This window comes from Serratia sp. CY44782 (assembly GCF_052168715.1).
Taxonomy (GTDB): Bacteria; Pseudomonadota; Gammaproteobacteria; order Enterobacterales; family Enterobacteriaceae; genus Serratia; species Serratia nevei.
In genome coordinates this window covers 114,455-132,251 of sequence record NZ_JBJNME010000005.1, presented here as the reverse complement: position 1 = coordinate 132,251, position 17,797 = coordinate 114,455, and the positions used below count along the sequence as shown (strand labels likewise).

The 17,797-nt window shown below is 61.1% G+C and carries 17 protein-coding genes and 1 tRNA gene; 13 read left to right on the top strand and 5 right to left on the bottom strand.

Features of this window, described 5'->3' with window-relative positions; genetic code table 11:
* Window positions 1–14 precede the first annotated feature (14 nt).
* The 5 genes from hemA (at window position 15) to ACJ8HT_RS10865 (ending at window position 4,334) form a co-directional block, all read left to right on the top strand.
* Window positions 15–1,226 (top strand): 5-aminolevulinate synthase, encoded by a 1,212-nt coding sequence (gene hemA / locus ACJ8HT_RS10885; protein WP_060440242.1) that lies wholly within the window; start codon window positions 15–17, stop codon window positions 1,224–1,226.
* Entirely contained in the window at window positions 1,223–2,395 is a 1,173-nt protein-coding gene (locus ACJ8HT_RS10880) for an MFS transporter (protein WP_038875325.1), read from the top strand. Before hemA ends, ACJ8HT_RS10880 begins: the two co-directional genes overlap by 4 nt.
* On the top strand, window positions 2,388–3,107 hold the full coding sequence (locus ACJ8HT_RS10875; protein ID WP_060440243.1) for an enoyl-CoA hydratase/isomerase family protein: 720 nt from the start codon (window positions 2,388–2,390) through the stop codon (window positions 3,105–3,107). The genes ACJ8HT_RS10880 and ACJ8HT_RS10875 overlap by 8 nt, the downstream gene beginning before the upstream one ends.
* 122 nt (window positions 3,108–3,229) lie before the next feature.
* Window positions 3,230–3,796, top strand: a complete 567-nt coding sequence (locus ACJ8HT_RS10870; protein WP_194572770.1) for a GNAT family N-acetyltransferase — start codon at window positions 3,230–3,232, stop codon at window positions 3,794–3,796.
* Complete coding sequence (locus ACJ8HT_RS10865; protein WP_197652027.1) at window positions 3,780–4,334, top strand: hypothetical protein; 555 nt, start codon at window positions 3,780–3,782, stop codon at window positions 4,332–4,334. The genes ACJ8HT_RS10870 and ACJ8HT_RS10865 overlap by 17 nt, the downstream gene beginning before the upstream one ends.
* Before the next feature lie 117 nt (window positions 4,335–4,451).
* Here ACJ8HT_RS10865 and ACJ8HT_RS10860 read toward each other — a convergent pair whose 3' ends face one another.
* Window positions 4,452–4,754, bottom strand: coding sequence for a putative quinol monooxygenase (locus ACJ8HT_RS10860; RefSeq protein WP_197652028.1), 303 nt, complete (start codon window positions 4,752–4,754; stop codon window positions 4,452–4,454).
* Window positions 4,755–5,137: 383 nt separating this feature from the next.
* On the opposite strand from ACJ8HT_RS10860, the gene ACJ8HT_RS10855 reads away from it, so the two are divergent.
* Both ACJ8HT_RS10855 and ACJ8HT_RS10850 read left to right on the top strand, forming a co-directional pair.
* A complete protein-coding gene (locus tag ACJ8HT_RS10855; RefSeq protein WP_110157635.1) occupies window positions 5,138–6,451 on the top strand; it encodes an MFS transporter in 1,314 nt (437 codons plus the stop codon).
* Window positions 6,452–6,525: 74 nt separating this feature from the next.
* Entirely contained in the window at window positions 6,526–7,029 is a 504-nt protein-coding gene (locus tag ACJ8HT_RS10850) for a DedA family protein (RefSeq protein ID WP_197652029.1), read from the top strand.
* Between the two features lie 220 nt (window positions 7,030–7,249).
* On the opposite strand, the gene ACJ8HT_RS10845 is transcribed toward ACJ8HT_RS10850, so the two are convergent.
* Window positions 7,250–7,325 (bottom strand) — tRNA-Lys (locus ACJ8HT_RS10845).
* A 349-nt stretch (window positions 7,326–7,674) separates the two neighbouring features.
* On the opposite strand from ACJ8HT_RS10845, the gene cycA reads away from it, so the two are divergent.
* A complete protein-coding gene (gene cycA / locus ACJ8HT_RS10840; protein WP_197652030.1) occupies window positions 7,675–9,075 on the top strand; it encodes a D-serine/D-alanine/glycine transporter in 1,401 nt (466 codons plus the stop codon).
* 51 nt (window positions 9,076–9,126) lie between these two features.
* On the opposite strand, the gene ACJ8HT_RS10835 is transcribed toward cycA, so the two are convergent.
* The gene (locus ACJ8HT_RS10835) at window positions 9,127–10,050 is read right to left on the bottom strand and encodes a DMT family transporter (protein WP_169318244.1); all 924 of its coding nucleotides are present in this window, start codon (window positions 10,048–10,050) and stop codon (window positions 9,127–9,129) included.
* A gap of 67 nt (window positions 10,051–10,117) precedes the next feature.
* Here ACJ8HT_RS10835 and ACJ8HT_RS10830 point away from each other — a divergent pair, with 67 nt between their 5' ends.
* The 5 genes from ACJ8HT_RS10830 (at window position 10,118) to ACJ8HT_RS10810 (ending at window position 13,504) form a co-directional block, all read left to right on the top strand.
* The gene (locus ACJ8HT_RS10830; protein WP_197652031.1) at window positions 10,118–10,693 is read left to right on the top strand and encodes a helix-turn-helix domain-containing protein; all 576 of its coding nucleotides are present in this window, start codon (window positions 10,118–10,120) and stop codon (window positions 10,691–10,693) included.
* 117 nt (window positions 10,694–10,810) lie between these two features.
* Entirely contained in the window at window positions 10,811–11,281 is a 471-nt protein-coding gene (locus tag ACJ8HT_RS10825; RefSeq protein ID WP_049272896.1) for a helix-turn-helix domain-containing protein, read from the top strand.
* An 86-nt stretch (window positions 11,282–11,367) separates the two neighbouring features.
* Window positions 11,368–11,967, top strand: coding sequence for an NAD(P)H:quinone oxidoreductase (wrbA, locus tag ACJ8HT_RS10820; protein WP_049201633.1), 600 nt, complete (start codon window positions 11,368–11,370; stop codon window positions 11,965–11,967).
* Between the two features lie 236 nt (window positions 11,968–12,203).
* Window positions 12,204–12,518, top strand: a complete 315-nt coding sequence (locus tag ACJ8HT_RS10815; RefSeq protein WP_016928271.1) for a hypothetical protein — start codon at window positions 12,204–12,206, stop codon at window positions 12,516–12,518.
* Window positions 12,519–12,703: 185 nt separating this feature from the next.
* Window positions 12,704–13,504 (top strand): DNA/RNA non-specific endonuclease, encoded by an 801-nt coding sequence (locus tag ACJ8HT_RS10810; protein WP_015377376.1) that lies wholly within the window; start codon window positions 12,704–12,706, stop codon window positions 13,502–13,504.
* Between the two features lie 50 nt (window positions 13,505–13,554).
* On the opposite strand, the gene ACJ8HT_RS10805 is transcribed toward ACJ8HT_RS10810, so the two are convergent.
* Both ACJ8HT_RS10805 and ACJ8HT_RS10800 read right to left on the bottom strand, forming a co-directional pair.
* Entirely contained in the window at window positions 13,555–16,635 is a 3,081-nt protein-coding gene (locus ACJ8HT_RS10805; RefSeq protein WP_195873626.1) for a MexW/MexI family multidrug efflux RND transporter permease subunit, read from the bottom strand.
* A 10-nt stretch (window positions 16,636–16,645) separates the two neighbouring features.
* Window positions 16,646–17,731 (bottom strand): efflux RND transporter periplasmic adaptor subunit, encoded by a 1,086-nt coding sequence (locus tag ACJ8HT_RS10800; RefSeq protein WP_060440252.1) that lies wholly within the window; start codon window positions 17,729–17,731, stop codon window positions 16,646–16,648.
* Window positions 17,732–17,797: the final 66 nt, after the last annotated feature.

Here is a 17,797-nt window from a genome sequence, read left to right as displayed (position 1 = left end):
ACAAGGAATATGCTATGAGCGTACTGAACATTCTTGAAGAAAAGCTGGCGGAAACCAAAAAACAGGGGCGTTTTCGCGAGTTCCTCAACCTTGAACGCGGCGTACAGGACAAACCCTGGGCCACCAGCCACGGACACCAAGGTGAGCGCCGTCTCAACGTCTGGTGCTCGAACGACTATCTGGCGATGAGCCACCACCCCAAAGTGCTGCTGGCCACCACCGAAGCGGTTAACCGGGTCGGGTTGGGCACCTGCGGCGCCCGCAGCATTTCCGGCACCTCGGTCTACCACAGCGAGCTGGAAACGCTGCTGGCCAGCGCTTACGGCAAAGAATCGGCTCTGCTGTTCACTACCGGTTTCGGCGCCAACGACGCCACCTTGTCCACCCTGTGCGACGCCATTCCCGATCTGATCGTATTCTCCGACGAGCTGAATCACGCCTCGATGATTTACGGTATCCGCTACAGCAAGGCGGAGAAAAAGATCTTCCGCCACAACGATGTGGCACACCTCGCCGAGCTGCTGCAGGCCGCCGATCCGGCGCGGCCAAAGCTGATCGCCTTCGAGTCGCTGTATTCCATGGACGGTGACTTCGCTCCCTTGGCACAGATCGTGGCGCTGGCGGAACAGTATCAGGCGCTGACCTATCTCGACGAGATCCACTCCGCCGGCGTCTATGGCGAACGAGGGCTGGGCTACGCCGAACAGCTGGGCCTGCTGGATAAAATCACCATTATTCAGGGCGGTTTCGGCAAGTCTTACGGTGCGGCGGGCGGCTATATCGCCGCCCCCCGCTCGGTGGTGGAGGCGGTGCGCAGCTGGGCCCCGGCATTCGTCTTCAGCACCTCGTCACCGGCGCCGGTGGTGGCCGCCGCGCTAGCCAGTTTTAAATACAACCTCGAGCATGACACCCAGCGCAAGCACCTGCTGGCGATCGTCGATCACCTGAAAACCGGCCTGCGCGCCGCCGGCATTCCGCTGGTGTCGGCCGACAGCCATATCCTGCCGCTGCGGGTCGGCGATCCGCACCGCAACAAACACATCAGCAAAGTACTGCTCGATGAGCATGATATTTACGTGCAGCCGGTCAATGCGCCGACGGTGCCCGCAGGCAGCGAGCGGCTGCGGGTAACGCCAACCTCGGCGCACTCCCATGCCGACGTGGAGACGTTCCTGGCGGCGCTGGGACGGGTCTGGGCAGCGAACGATCTGCGGAGGGCAGGATGAAGTTAGCGGATTATAACGGCCATCTGGTCACGCTCTGTCTAATGGCGACCGGCACGTTCGCCATCGGCACCGACGCCTTTATCGTCGCCGGCGTGCTCAGTGACATTTCCGATACCTTTGCCGTCAGCCCCGCGCAAGCGGGGCAGTTGATATCGGTATTCGCGCTGGCTTATATGCTGTTCGCGCCACTGACCGCCTGGCTGCTCGGCAACGTCAACCGCAAGCATATCCTACAGTTGGCGCTGGTGCTGTTCATCGCCGGCAATTTGGCCTGCGCCTGGGCCACCAGCTACCTGCAGATCTCGTTCGGCAGAGTGCTGGCCGCATTGGGTGCAGCCTGTTACACGCCGCAGGCCGCCGCCGCCGCAGTGGGGCTGGTGGCGGAAAAACGCCGCGGCCTGGCCATTTCCATCGTCTATGGGGGCATGACGTTGGCTATTGCGCTCGGTATTCCATTCGGTACCTTTCTCGCCAAACTGATCGGCTGGCGTGAAATATTCCTGTTCATCGCCCTGTTGGGGGCAATTGCGCTGCTGGGCCTTTCGCTGGCGCTGCGCGCCATTGCGCCACCGGGCAAGCATTCGCTGAAAGAGCGGCTCGCCCCGCTGCGGCAAAAGGCGGTGCTGACTACGCTGCTGATCACCTTTTTTGCCGTTTGCTCGGAACACATCGTCTATAGCTACGTCAGCGTCTTGCTGAAAAACACCCAGTTCGGCCCGCAGGCGATTCTGCCCCTCGCGCTGCTGGTGTTCGGCATTGGCGCGGTGATCGGCAATTTTGCCTCCGGTGCGTTAACCGATGCCCTCGGCAGCAAGTTTGTGCTGCTATTTTCCGTGGCGCTCCAGACGCTGTCCCTGTTTCTGCTGGCCTTTTATGTCACTTCCCCCTGGTGGGTACTGGCCATCTTCCTGGTCTGGGGCATTACCGGCTGGATGTATCTGGTGCCGATCCAACATCACCTGTTGTCGCTGTCGAAACGCTTTGGCGCACTGACCGTGTCGCTCAACAGCTCGGTGCTGTACGCCGGCATCGCGGCGGGCGGCATGCTGGGCGGCCTGACGCTCTACGCACTGCCGGCCCATTACCTGCCGCTGTTTTCGCTGCCGCTCGGCGCCATCGCCCTGCTGCTGACGCTGCTGTTTTTCCGGGGAGAGACCAACAATGAATGAAGCCCTCCCGGTGCTTTATGAGCGCCATGGCGAGCTGGTTGCGGTCATCACCCTCAATCGGCCGGAAAAAAAGAACGCCATCAACCTGCAGATGGCCGAGCTGATCCGCACCTACCTGCGGCAGGCAGATAACGATGACTCGGTGCGCGCGATCGTCCTGGCCGGTCAACCGGCGGTATTTTCCGCCGGCATGGATATCAACGCCTTTCATCAGGGTGAACTGCCCATTGTCACGCCGGAGGGGTTTGGCGGGCTGATCCATGCACAGATCGCCAAGGTGATCATCGCCGCCGTTGATGGCATCGCTTACGGAGGTGGCTTTGAGCTCGCCCTGGCCTGCGATCTGATCGTCGCCGGCCAGGGCGCACGCTTCAGCTTCCCCGAAACCGGGCTCGGATTGGTCGCCGCACAAGGCGGGTGCGCGCGCTTGCCGGCGCGAGTTTCTCCCTATGTCGCACTCGACTGGCTGCTGACCGGCAGAATCGTCGATGCGCAGGAGGCGTTATCACACGGTGCCATTTCCCGTATCAGCGAGGGAACGGCCCGGGAAGAAGCACTGCGCATCGCCGAACAGATCGCCGGAAAAGATCTTGCCGCCAGCCAAACGGTTAAGGCCATCGTGCGCCAGGGGCTGGCACGACAGGAAGCTCCCTCATTCGATTTTCAACAAGGCCCGGTCGAGCGCCTGCGTCAGGCTGCCGCCCGCCGATAATCCCCCTGCCGGTTCGCCTGAACCGGCATTTCCGCTTTTCCGCCACAGCTCATTTTACGCAGCCCACCTCTCGGCGCTGGGCTACACTGCCGGTAGCCCTAATGCGCTGATAAGGAAAAACAATGCGCCCTTTGCCTCTGCTGACCCCCAGGCTGATCCTGCGCCCGTTCACGCCCGACGATCTGCCCCATTTTACCGCTTACCGCAGCCATCCTGACGTGGCGCGCTATCAGAGCTGGAGCGACTACAGCGCGGCCGATGCGCAGGCCTTTTTCGAACGGCAGCAGCGGCTCGAGTTCAACCGTGACGACAGCTGGTTTCAACTGGCGGTCGAGCGCCGCGAGGACGGCGCGTTGCTCGGCGATGTCGCGGTACATTTCTTCGATGCGGGGCGCCAGGCTGAACTGGGCGTGACCTTCGCGCCCAGCCATCAGCGGCAAGGGATGGCGCGCGAGGCGCTGAACGCCGTCATCGCCCTGCTGTTCGGGCCGCTGGCGAAGCACCGCATTACCGCGGTAGTGGACGCGCGTAATCTTCCCGCCGCCGCGCTGTTCGGCAAACTGGGTTTTCGGCGCGAGGCCCATTGGCGGCAAAACGTGTTTTTTAAAGGCGCGTGGGGCGACGAATTCGGTTTCGCTCTGCTGCAAAGCGAATGGCGGGAGAATGCAAAGCATGGCGCTGCTGAATAAATACCTTGGGCAATACCAGTTCTCGGAGCGGCATGCCATCACCATCGCCGCACCGCCGGTCCGGATCCTGGCGGCCGTGGCCGCTTACGATCCCAAGCACGATCGCTTCTTCCGCAGCATGATAGCGCTGCGCGAATTGCCCGCGCGGCTGATGCCACGCGATAAGCCCAGCCCACCGCCGTTTGGCCTGCATAACTTTTGCCTGCTTGAGCGGGATGAAACGGCGCTGGTCTATGGCCTGATCGGCCGCTTTTGGCAGGCCGAATACGGTCTGGAGGAAGTCGCCGACGGGCCGGGGTTTCTGGCCTTCGCTCAGCCCGGCGTCGCCAAACTGGCGTTGGGTTACGTCGTGAATCCTTTGCCGGACGGCCGCTGCCGCCTGGTAACGGAAACGCGCATCTTCTGCCCCGACGACGCCAGCCGACGGCGGTTCACCCCCTACTGGTATACTATTCGCCTGGTCAGCGGGCTGATACGCCGCCGTATGTTGCGCGAAATCAAAAATGCCAGCGAGGTCACAGCGCATAATCATTCATAGAATGAATGCATTTAGGAGCATTCTCAGAGCATGCCTCAAGCAATAAGGTTATTTATTAACCATTACAAGATGCATTGAGAAGCCATTAGCCCCGCCCCCCTGCGGGGCTTTTTTCATCTAGTCGCCGTTCAAACCAGGAAATACCTGCATAAACAGGAAGGTGCAAGGCTTGCGCTGATGCTGGTTGATCTGTGGCACCAGCCGGGTGAAATGCTCAGTCTGGCAATGCACATCCAGGGCGGCGCGATCCGGCCAGCTTTCGATAAAAATAAAATGCCCGGGGTCCTGCTGGTCGATACACAGCTCATAACTGATGCACAAAGGTTCCTGCCGGGTTTTATCCACCAGCTCGCGATACCATGGCATAACGGTTTCAATGTGTTCCGGGTGGATAAAATCTTCAGCGATGACCTTCAGCATGTTGCTCTCCTGCATTCTGTTTTGCCGTGCTGCACTTTATCGTCCTCATTCCCGAGATGAAAGCGCCCTACTCCAGGCCTACCACCGGATTCCCAATTCGGTGATAGCGCACACAGATCTCGCGCAAAGCGCTTGAACCTACCCTGGCCCTGTGTGAACTTCTGGTTAACAAAAAAGCAACACACCATTCACCATGGTGATGTCTGTATCAACTTGCCGACCCGATACGCGGCGTTTTTTTCGCCCTTAAAGGCCTGACCATTAGTCCTTTAGGCCTTTAAGGATCGCGAAGAGAAAACGTGGTTACCGTCGTGTTGAGGGCAACGGCATCAGGACGGTCCTGTGACCGACGCTTGTCATTCTCAGAAGAGAGGTTAACGCCAGTGAATCACGCCACCTATGCCGCTCCTGCACTCAACGTCGCCATTCGCAAAACCTGGCGCAGGCTGGTGCCATTGATGTTCGCCATGTACTTTGTCGCCTTTATCGACAGGGTTAACGTCGGCTTTGCCAAGGACGCGATGGCTATCGATATCGCGCTATCCCAATCCGCCTTTGCGCTCGGCGCGGGGATATTTTTTGCCGCCTATGCATTGTTCGGCATCCCGGCCAACCTACTGATGAACCGCTGGGGCGCCAAACGCTGGCTCAGCGCCACCACCGCGCTGTGGGGGGCGCTGTCGGCCTGCACCGGGCTCGTGACCAACGAACAGCAGTTTATCGCCCTGCGGTTTCTGCTGGGGATCGCCGAAGCCGGCTTTTACCCCGGCATCCTGCTGCTGGCGTCGATCTATTTTCCCAATAAGGTGCGCGCCTCGGTCATTGGCATTTTCGTGCTCGGCGTGCCGGCGGCCCTGACGCTCGGCTCCCCGCTGTCGGGGGCATTGCTGGAGATGCACGGCGTACTGGGTAAGCCCGGCTGGTTCTGGATGTTCGTGCTGGAAGGGTTGCCGGCCGTCGCCCTCGGCGTCTTCGCCTTTTTCTATCTCGACGATAGCCCGCAGCAGGCCCGCTTTCTGACTGAGGAAGAACGCACGGCGCTGGTCGCACAGTTGGCCGCCGAACAGCAGCAGACCGAAACCAGCAGCGTCAAAGCAGCGATGAGAAGCGGCAAAGTTTGGCATCTGGCGTTGATCTACGGCACCCTGCAGATCGGCGTGTACGGCCTGATGTTTTTCCTGCCTTCGCAGGTCGCCTCGCTGATGGGCACCCATCTCGGCTTCAAGGCCTCGCTGGTGGCCGCCATTCCCTGGGCGTTCTCTGCGCTGGGCGTCTATTTCCTGCCGCGCTTTGCCGACAGAAACACCGCCAGAAGACTACCGATCGCCGTCGCCTGCATGGTCGCGGCGGCGTTAGGGCTGGTGGTCTCTTCCTATGCCGGTCCTTTGCTCGCTATCGCCGCACTGAGCTGTTGTGCAGTCAGTTTCCTGGCGGTACAGCCGATTTTCTGGACGTTTCCCGCTCAGGTGCTCACCGGCCCGGCGCTGGCGGCCGGCATCGGCTTTTGCACCACGCTCGGCGCGGCGTTCAGCTTTTTAGCCCCGCTTATCCGCACCGAGGCGGAACAGCGTTTTCACAGCCCGCATGCCGGGCCGCTGGTGCTGGCCGCCTTTGCACTGCTGTGCGCCGCGCTGTTGTGGGCGCTCAAAAACCGGCGCGCCGACGTGAGCAAGCAAGACGCAAAGATTGCCGGATAGCGGCGCGTTATTTAGCCATTATTGAACCTGCGGATGGGACACTGGCATTCAGCCTCCTCGCCCACAGGTGTTAAATGGATGAATTGACGCACATTATCGCCAAATACAGCCCGGAGCCGGAGATGTTGCTGCTGCTGATTTTCCTGTTTGCGCTGGGTAAATCCGTGATCTTCGTTTCCTCCGTCCTGCCGCCCGCCTCGGTCACGCTGCTGATGGGCATCGTTGCGGGCAAGCACGCGCTGCCTGTCGGCACCGTTTGGGCGGCCATCACCCTCGGGGCCGCGCTGGGATCGATCTTGTCGTTCCACTGCGGCGCGCTGCTATGCCGCCGCGATCTTGGCAGCCGGCTACCGGCGCGTTTTCATGCTCCGCTGCACAAAGCCCAGCGCGCCCTGCAAAAGCGCGGGTTGCCATTGCTGTTCGCCTCGCGTTTTCTGGCGGTAATGCGCTATACCGTACCGCTGATGGCCGGCATGCTGAAGCTGCCGCTGGGGCGCGTCTATGCCACCGCCGCACTCTCGGCCGCCGCCTGGGCGCTGATCTTGATGTCGGCTGCGCATTTATTCCCCACATCTTGACCTGAAAGATTCTTGGGCAAATGACCGCCCCATGCGCCGACGTTGCGCCAGCGCACAGCCTCTCTTGCCGTATAAACTGCCGTGCAACACCGCAGTTTGCGCCAGATCACCTTTCTGAACATCAGTCGAAAAATGCGAATTTTTTTGCAGAATGCGCGCTTAAAACGGCGCAATGCGGGAAGAAACGGAGAAAAGCCTGGGCGTAACACGCTGATTTGGTTGGTGGGTCGTACAGGGTTCGAACCTGTGACCAATTGATTAAGAGTCAACTGCTCTACCGACTGAGCTAACGACCCAACGAGATAAATTGTCCTCCTCGCCAATGCCGCTGTCAAACGCTTACACTCATTACTTTTTCTCATGCGAATTTTACAACCCTTTGTTTAATCAACGAGATAAGCCGCATAAGGTCTATTAATCCCACCTTTTGAAGAGTAATCTTCCGTTCCCTGAACGTCCGATTTGCCTCCTCCGTGTAAAGATTGATCGACTTTTATCCCGCGTATAAATGTTGTAAACATGTTGCACAAAGGTGGCGTTATTGCACTACCTTACTAAAGCCGGGCCAACCGGATAAATGTATAAAAAAGAGCCACTTCAGAGCTCGCGACTTCACTAATGACAGGTAAAACAGGACATCATCAGATGGTAGATCACTCTAAAATAGCGACTGACGCGACGCCCGCTTCAGAAGATCATCTACGGCGAAACCTCACTAACCGACATATTCAACTGATCGCCATCGGCGGCGCCATCGGCACCGGTCTGTTTATGGGCTCAGGTAAAACCATCAGCCTGGCCGGCCCTTCGATCATCTTCGTGTACATGATCATCGGCTTTATGCTGTTCTTCGTGATGCGCGCCATGGGCGAGCTGCTGCTGTCCAATCTGGAATACAAATCGTTCAGCGATTTCGCTGCAGATCTGCTCGGCCCGTGGGCCGGTTTCTTCACCGGCTGGACCTACTGGTTCTGCTGGGTGGTCACCGGCATCGCCGACGTCGTGGCGATTACCGCCTACGCCCAGTTCTGGTTCCCCGGGCTGTCGCAATGGATCGCTTCGCTGCTGTGCGTACTGTTGCTGCTCGGCCTTAACCTGGCGACGGTGAAGATGTTCGGCGAAATGGAATTCTGGTTTGCGATGATCAAAATCGTCGCCATCGTCGGGCTGATCGTCGCCGGGCTGGTGATGATCGCCATGCAGTTCCAGTCGCCGACCGGCACCGTGGCCTCATTCACCCATCTGTGGAATGATGGCGGCATGTTCCCGAAAGGCATCAGCGGCTTCTTCGCCGGCTTCCAGATTGCGGTATTCGCCTTCGTCGGCATTGAGCTGGTGGGCACCACCGCCGCAGAAACCAAGGATCCGGAGAAATCGCTGCCGCGCGCCATCAACTCGATTCCGATCCGCATCATCATGTTCTACGTGTTCTCCCTGATCGTCATCATGTCGGTGACGCCGTGGAGCTCCGTGGTGCCGGACAAGAGCCCGTTCGTTGAACTGTTCGTGCTGATCGGCCTGCCTGCCGCGGCCAGCGTGATCAACTTCGTGGTGCTGACCTCCGCCGCCTCCTCCGCCAACAGCGGCGTGTTCTCCACCAGCCGCATGCTGTTCGGATTGGCGCAGGAGGGCGACGCGCCAAAATCGTTCGCCAATCTGTCCAAGCGCGCGGTGCCGGCCAACGGCCTCACCTTCTCCTGCATCTGCCTGCTGGGCGGCGTGGTGCTGATTTACCTGATCCCGAACGTGATGACGGTCTTCACCCTGGTGACCACCGTATCGGCGATTCTGTTCATGTTCGTCTGGACCATCATCCTGTGCTCGTATCTGGTCTACCGTAAACAGCGCCCGGCGCTGCACCAGAAATCGATCTACAAGATGCCGGCCGGCAAACTGATGTGCTGGGTGTGCATGGCGTTCTTCGTGTTCGTGCTGGTGCTGCTGTCGCTGCGCGAAGACACCCGCCAGGCGTTGATCGTCACCCCGCTGTGGTTCATCGTGCTCGGCCTGTCTTACGTGTTCCTGCGCAAGAAGAAAACCGCGTGATGCAAAAAGGGGCGGATATCTCCGCCCCTTTCTTCTTTCTAAGCCTCCGCGCTAATCCGCTTCCGTCGCCACCGCCGCTTTATCCTTGCGCCGCACGCGCAGCTCGCTGACCACCACCCCAATCACGATCAACGCGCCCCCCAATAACGCCACGCCCGGCAAACGCTCGCCGGCCAACCGCCCGACGATGCCGGCCCAGACCGGTTCGCCGGCGTAAATCACCGTGGCCCGCGTCGGCGAAACGCTGCGCTGTGCCCAGTTCATGGTCAACTGAATCAAGGCGCTGGCCAGCCCCAGCCCAATGGCGCTGTACAGCAGATAATCCGAATACGGCGGCGGGGACTCGCCGGTCGGCGCCATCATTAAAAATGAGGTCAGCGAGGCGGTCGCCAGCTGCACGATGGTCACCCGGCGGATATTCACCTTACCGGCGAAGGCGCCGATCAGAATGATCTCTGCCGCCATCCCCAGGGTGCCGGCCAGCGTCAGAATTTCGCCGAGGCTCAGCGTCATGTCGGTGCTGCTCGGCGCCGCCAGCAGCATCAGGCCGGTAAAGGCCAACAGAATGCCGATCCACGACATGATGCCGGGGAACCGCCCCAGCACCAGCCATTGCAACAGTGGCACGATCGGCACGTACATGGCGGTGATAAACGCCGATTGGCTGCTGGTGATGCTCTGCAGGCCGACGGTTTGCATACTGTAACCAAACATAATCGCCAGCCCAATCAGCCCGCCCGCCTTCAGTTCATACAGGGTCAGGCCGCGCAACACGCGCAGCGAAAACAGGGTCAGCGCCAGCGTCGCGGTGGCGAAACGCAGACCGACGAAAAAGAACGGCCCGCTGACCTGCATCGCGTGATGCACCGCCAAAAAGGTGCCGCCCCAGATCATGGTGATGAAAATCAACACCGCTTCCGGCAGCCTGATTTGCGGAACCACGGCGGAAATAAAGGATTTTTTTGCTGCTGACACCGGCTTGCCCTTCCTGCTGAGTGCAATATAATGCACAGATCCTGCCAGTATGAGATAAAGTCCGGCGATGAGCAATACGGCGCATAACGCAAAAACCGATCCCCCCAAGGTGCTGCAGTACCTGAGCAGCAATCTGCGCGGCTACCGCCAACAGGCGGGCCTGAGCCAAATGGCGCTGGCCGAGCTTTCCGGCGTCAGCCGTCGCATGTTGGCGGGCATCGAGGCCGGCGATCGCAACGTCAGCCTGGCGGTGCTCGACAAGATCGCCGCCGCCCTGGCGATTTCCTTTACCGACCTGATCCAAGCACCGGAGGCGCGCGGCAGCCATATGGTCGGGGAATTGGCCTGGCAAGGCGCGCAGCCGGGCAGCCAGGCGCTGTTCGCCGCCAGCGTACCGGCGCGGCAGCGGGCCGAGCTGTGGGAATGGACGCTGATGCCGGGCGAGCGCTATGACTCTGCGCCGGACGCCGAAGGCTGGAGCGAAATGATCTACGTGATTGCCGGTACCCTGACGCTGGAGCTGGAACAAGATACGCTGACGCTCACCGCCGGCGCCGCGCAAACCTTCAACAGCGATCAACGCTACGCTTACGCCAACCACGCCGACCTGCCCCTGCGCTTTATCCGCAACGTCGCCTTCTGACCGCCCGCCGGCCCGCATCGGCGGCGGATGTCGTGTCGCTGTCGTGCCGCTGTCGTGGCGCCGCCAACCCGCTCGCCCTACACTGAATGACAGTGACAGCGAACTCAGGAGTGCACCATGCAAAAGTACCGCATCAGGCCATTACGTCTGGAAAAAGGCTGGTCGCAGGAGCAGCTGGCGACGATCGCCGGCCTCAGCACCCGCACCGTCCAGCGGATTGAAAACGGTGAACAGGCCAGCCTGGAAACCTTGACCGCGATCGCTGCCGCGCTGGGCGTGCAGGTCAGCGATCTCAATGCGCAGCCGCAACAGGCAATGGAGGAGGAGACGCCTGACGAACAGCGCATTCGTCGCCAGGTCGCGGCAGAAGGTAAACTGCTGAGCATGGCGGTGCGTTTCGCCGTGATTGGTGTGATGTTGTTCGCCATCAACTGGTTTACCCATCCGCAATATCTCTGGTCGCTGTGGGCGATCGGCGGCATGAGCCTCGCGCTGGTCATGCGGGCAGTGCGTACCCTGCTGCTGCGCAATGTCTTCAGCCGCTGGCAGGAACAGCGGCTGGCGCACAAGCTGCGGCGCTTGCCCTGAATCCGCCATTCGACAAAACCAAATTCGTCATTCGCTTCTATGCTTATCAAGGGTTTTTGTTAATCATCTGAGCGGGAGTACGGAACATGACGAAAGTGTTGGTGCTTTATTACTCAATGTACGGCCATATCGAACACCTGGCGCAGGCGGTGGCCGAAGGCGCGAATCGGGTTAACGGCGTGGACGTGACGATTAAACGCGTGCCGGAAACCATGACGCCGGAGGCCTTTGCCAAAGCAGGTGGCAAACAACATCAGCAGGCGCCGGTCGCCAGCCCGCAGGAGCTGGCGGACTATGACGGCATTATCTTCGGCACGCCGACCCGCTTCGGCAATATGGCCGGGCAGATGCGCACCTTCCTCGATCAGACCGGCGGCCTGTGGGCCTCCGGCGCGTTGTACGGCAAGGTAGGCAGCGTCTTCTCTTCCACCGGCACCGGCGGCGGCCAGGAACACACCATCAGTTCCACCTGGACCACGCTGGCGCACCACGGTTTCATCATCGTGCCGATCGGCTATGCCACGCCAGAGCTGTTTGACGTTTCGCAGGTACGCGGCGGCACCCCGTATGGCGCCACCACCATCGCCGGCGCCGATGGTTCGCGGCAACCGAGCAACGAAGAGTTGACCATTGCCCGCTATCAGGGCGAGCACGTGGCAAAAATCACCGCCAAGCTGAAAAGTTAAGCACCCTCCTGCGCCTGTGATTCAAAGGGCCGCGCATTCGCACGGCCCCATCTTGTTGCCGACCCGCCGCAAGGTTAGAATGCCCCTCCCCCGGCCATTCAGCGTCTGAAGGCCAGGCCCGAATTCGTTCTGCCCGTCGCTTGTCAGCCTTAGGCGCGAGGACGGGCGTTCTGTTTTTTGCGCACAGCGAAGGGAATAAGTCAGTGTCTAAAGATTTTGATGAACTAATAAGAGACATGGATCTTATTATTGAAAATGTAGACAGCTTCAAGGCTCTGGCTCCGCGCGCGCCCGAGCCGGCTCCGGCCCCGCCGCCGCCGGTTCATCACTACGATTCGTTCTGCGAGAACATCGCGCTGAAAGTGGTCTTGAAGGTGCTGCTGTCTTCGGTGGACAAGATAGTCAAAGTGCAAATCGCCAACAAAGTCGAGCAAGAGATCGCCCAGATTGAACAGCAGGTGGTGCGCGCCGGCGGCGGCCCGGTGTCGCCGGACGATCTGGCGCAAATGACACACTATGTGCGCCGCACGGTCAACGACCTGCTGGAATAACCTCCTTTGAAACGGCGTTTGTTGGACGCCGTTTTTCTTTCTGCTGCCTTCAGATTAACAATGGCTGTATCAAAGCTGACACATTCACAACACGAATGTGTTGCATTGTTGTATTCGTTTCACTGCGATAAGTTTAATTCACTGTAAATATATACAGTATTTTTTAACTTATTGAGGATATGAATATGCGCTTTAACAACAAGATGTTGGCCCTGGCCGCCCTGCTGTTCGCCGCACAGGCGTCGGCCGACACGCTCGAATCCATCGACAACTGCGCGGTCGGCTGCCCGACCGGCGGCAGCAGCAACGTGTCGATCGTGCGTCATGCTTATACGTTGAACAACAACAGCACCACCAAGTTCGCCAACTGGGTGGCCTATCACATCACCAAAGACACGCCGGCCAGCGGCAAGACGCGCAACTGGAAAACTGATCCGGCGCTCAATCCGGCGGATACCCTGGCGCCCGCCGATTACACCGGCGCCAATGCGGCGTTGAAGGTCGATCGCGGCCATCAGGCGCCATTGGCCTCGCTGGCGGGCGTTTCCGACTGGGAATCGCTGAACTACCTGTCCAACATCACGCCGCAAAAGTCCGATCTTAACCAGGGCGCCTGGGCGCGGCTGGAAGATCAGGAACGCAAGCTGATCGATCGCGCAGATATTTCCTCGGTCTATACCGTGACCGGGCCGCTGTACGAGCGCGATATGGGCAAACTGCCGGGCACCCAGAAAGCGCACACCATCCCCAGCGCCTACTGGAAGGTGATTTTCATCAACAACAGCCCGGCGGTAAACCACTATGCCGCCTTCCTGTTCGATCAGAACACGCCTAAGGGCGCCGATTTCTGCCAATTCCGCGTGACGGTGGACGAGATCGAGAAACGCACCGGCCTGATCATCTGGGCCGGTCTGCCGGACGACGTGCAGGCCTCGCTGAAGAGCAAGCCCGGCGTCCTGCCGGAGTTGATGGGCTGCAAAAACTGACGAAAAAACCCGCCTCGGCGGGTTTATTTTTTCATCCGGGCGCCGGCGGTTTATTCCGTCAGCGCCTTTTGCGCGGCGGCCAACTCACGCTGCCGGGGCGACGCCACCGCGTGATCGCGCGCCAACAGTGTGTACACCGTCGGCAGCACAAACAGGGTGAACAGCGTGCCCACCAGCATGCCGGACACGATCACCAGCCCCAGACCGAAGCGGCTGGCGGCACCGGCGCCGCTGGCGAACAGCAGCGGGATCAAGCCGAACACCATCGCCCCAGTGGTCATCAGCACCGGCCGCAGGCGAATTTGCGCCGCCTGCAAAATCGCGGCGCGCCGCGTCAACCCCTGATGCATCTGCAGTTCGTTGGCGAACTCCACCATCAGAATGCCGTGCTTGCTGATAAGCCCGATCAGGGTCACCAGCCCGACCTGGGTATAAATATTCATCGTGGCGTAACCCAGCGCCAGCGGCAATAAGGCGCCGCAGATCGACAGCGGCACGGTGATGAGGATGATCAGCGGATCCTTCAGGCTCTCATACTGCGCCGCCAGCACCAGGTAGATGATCACCAACGCCGCCAGGAACGCGAACGCCAGCGCGCTGCCTTCCTGGGTATATTGGCGCGAATCCCCCTGCCAGTCGTGGCTAAATTCGGCCGGCAGCGCATTGGCCTGCCGTTCGAGGAAGGCGACCGCTTCGCCCATCGAAACGCCAGGGGCGGGGATGGCCTGCAGGGTGGCGGCGTTCTGCTGGTTAAACTGGGTCAGCTTGTTCGGCTCGACCTTAACGGCCACCGACACCACGGTGGAGAGCGGCACCAGCGTATTGTCCTGCGTGCGAACGTACTGCCGCGCCAGCGCCTGCGGCGTCAGCCGCTGTTCGCGCAGGCTCTGTGGGATCACGTCATAGGCGCGCCCGTCCATGCCGAAGCGGTTGAGGTAGTTCTCCCCCACCAGCACCGCCAGCGATTCGCCGATATCGCTCATGCGTATCCCGAGGCTGTTGGCCTTGGCGCGGTCGATATGCACCTCCGCCAGCGGGTTGTTGTAGTCCAGATCGCTGTCCACCACCATAAACAGGCCGCTGTTTCTGGCATTCTGCTTCACCTCTTCCAGGGTGCGATACAGCTGCGGGTAGTCCTGCGGCGTGCGCAGCACCATCTGTACCGGCAGCCCGCCGGTGGAGCCCGGCAAGGCGGGCAACTGGAAGGCGAAAATGCTGGTGCCTTCGACGTCGTTCACCGCCCGTTGCAGATCGGCCTGCACCGCCGACGCCGAGCGCTGGCGCGCCTGCCACAGCGTCAGGTTGATGCCGCCGATGCCGGACGCCGTGCCGTCGCTGCCGTTGATGATCCAGCGGCTTTCGGTTTCCGGCATGCGGTTGTAAACCTCGTCCAGCTTGTACGCAAAGCGCTCGACATAGTTCAGGTTAGCGTGCTGCGGCGCCTTGATGGCGGTCAGTACGATGGCCTGATCCTCGGTCGGCGCCAGCTCGCGCTGCGGCATCAGGTACAGCAGCGGCAGGCTGATCATCACCAGCAGCGCCAGCGCGCCGGTCATCCAACGGTGGTGCAGCGAGAAATCCAGCGCGCGCGCATAGCGCCGCGTCAGGCCGCCGAAGAACCACTCGGCGGCGCGCGCCACGCGCCCTTCGCTCTGTTTGGCAGGCAGTAGAAGAGAACTCATTACCGGCGACAGCGTCAGCGCCACCACGCCGGACACCACCACCGCGCCGGCCAGCGTCAGCGCGAACTCGCGAAACAGCGCGCCGGTCAGCCCGCCCATCAGGCCGATCGGCGCGTAGACCGCCGCCAGCGTCAGGGTCATGGCGATCACCGGCCCCGCCACTTCGCGCGCGCCGATCATCGCCGCCGCCAGCGGCGTTTTCCCCTCTTCGATATGGCGATGCACGTTCTCCACCACCACAATAGCGTCGTCCACCACCAAACCGATCGCCAAAACCATCGCCAGCAGCGTCAGCAAATTGACGCTGAAGCCGAAGGCCAGCATCAGCCCGGCAGCGCCAAGGATCGACAGCGGAATGGTCACCACCGGGATCAGCACGGTGCGCAGCGACCCCAGACACAGGTAGATCACCGCCACCACGATCGCCAGCGCTTCGAGCAGGGTATGCACCACTTCATCGATCGAGGCCTGGATAAAACGTGCGGTTTCGAACGCCAGCGCCATCTTCACGCCCGGCGGCTGCATCTTGTCAATTGCCGGCATCAGGTGACGAATGCCGTCGACGATCACCAGCGGGTTGCCGGTTGGCGTGGGGAAGACGCCGAGAAACACCGCCGGTTCGCCATCCATCAGCGCGCTGGTTTCCGTGGCTGCGGCGCCCAGCTCCACGGTGCCGACGTCTTTCAGGCGCACCAGGCCGTTGCCGTCGTTGCGCACCACCAGATTGCGGAACTCCTCCACGCTGGTGAGATCGGTATTCACCCGCACGTTGGCAACCACATACTGCCCTTTCACCTTGCCCGGCGCCGCCTGGTAGTTGTTGCGCCGCACCGCGTCGGCCACGTCGGCGGCGGTCAGGCCGCGGCCGGCCAGCCGATCGCTGTCCAGCCACAGGCGCATCGCCATTTTTTGCCCGCCGAACACTTCCACCTTGGCGACGCCGTCGATAGTGGTGAACATCGGCTCCACCACCCGCGTCAGGTATTCGCTCAGCGCCGGCGTGGACAGCGTTTTACTGGAAAAGCCGACATAGGCCACGGCGGTAGCTTCACCGGCGGAGCGCTCAATCACCGGATCGTAAGCCTGCTCCGGCAGCTTGTAGCGCACCTGGTTAACCTTGGCCATCACTTCGGTCAACGCCTGGGTCGAATCGCGGTTCAGCGCCATGCGCACCGTCACCACGCTGCGCCCCTGCACCGACGAGGATGAAAGGTAGTCAACGCCCTCGACGGACGACACCGCCTGGGCGATCGGCTGCGTGACAAAGCCCTGCATCAGCTCGGACGACGCACCGGGATAGTCGGTGCTGATGGTGATGGTGGAGTTTTCCAACAACGGGTATTGACGGATCGGCAGTTGGCTGAGCGCCAGCGCGCCGAACAGCAGGATCAGGGTGCTGACCACCAGCGCCAGCACCGGCCGACGCACGAACAGATCGGTAAATGTCATCGGTCTCTCCTCAAGAACCAGCCTGGGCGGCGTTCAACGTATCCTGCGCCACCGGTTCGGCCGCCATGCCGTCGCTCAGCTTGAGCTGGCCCGAGGTCACCACCCGATCGCCTTCCTGCAGGCCGCTGACGATCTCGACGCGCCCGTCGTTGCGCTCACCCACGGCGACCGAGACGCGTTTGACCGTCATGCCCTTTTCACCCTGCTGCGCCAGGAACACGGTATCGCCGTAGGCCGTGTAGGTCAGCGCCGTTTCCGGCACCGTCAACACCGCCACGCGCTGCTGCTGCGTGACGCGAATGCCGGCGTACATGCCGGCCTTCAGCAGCCCCTGACGGTTAGTCAACGTCGCCTGCACCTGCACGGTGCGGGATTTGCCGATCATCGGGTCGATAGCGGTGATGGCGGCGGGGAAAGCGCGATCGGGGTACGCCCCAACCTGCACCGACACCGCCTGCCCCAGCGCCAGCCCGGCGCTGCTTTGTTCGTCCAGCGAGAAGTTGACGCGCAGCGTATCGGCGTCCACCAGGTTCGCCACCGCGTCGGCGGCGTTGAGGTATTGCCCTTCATGCACGCGGCGAATGCCGATGGTGCCGGCGAACGGCGCGCGGATTGCCTTTTGCGCGATTTTGGCCTGCGTTTCCTGCACCGCACCGAGCGCCATATCCCGTTCGGCCAGCGCATCGTCCAGCTGTTGCCGCGCGGTGGCGTTGAGGTTCATCAGCTTGCGCATGCGCGCCAATAGCAGATCGGCATTGCGCAATTGCGCCTGCAGGCGCACCAGCTCAGCCTGCTCGACCGCATCGTTGAGCTGCACCAGCAGTTGCCCCTGTCGCACCGTTTGGCCGGATTCGAACAGAATGCGCGTGATGCGGCCGCTGGTCTCCGCCGCCACTGCCACCTGGCTGGCCGCCTCCAGCTCGCCCACGCCGGCGTAACTGCGCGCCGCCTGTTCACGCAGGGCGGGCGCCAGCGCCACTTTCACCGGCGGATAGGCCGGCGCGCCTTCGTTTTGCCGCGCGGTGGATCGCATCGCAACGGCGGCGACGGCGAGCGCCGCCAGCAGCGCGGCAATAATGAGGTATCGTTTCATCATGTAACGGTTTCTTCCTGATTTTACAGCCAAAGCCATCCTTCCCCCGACGCAGCGCAGGCAGGTGAC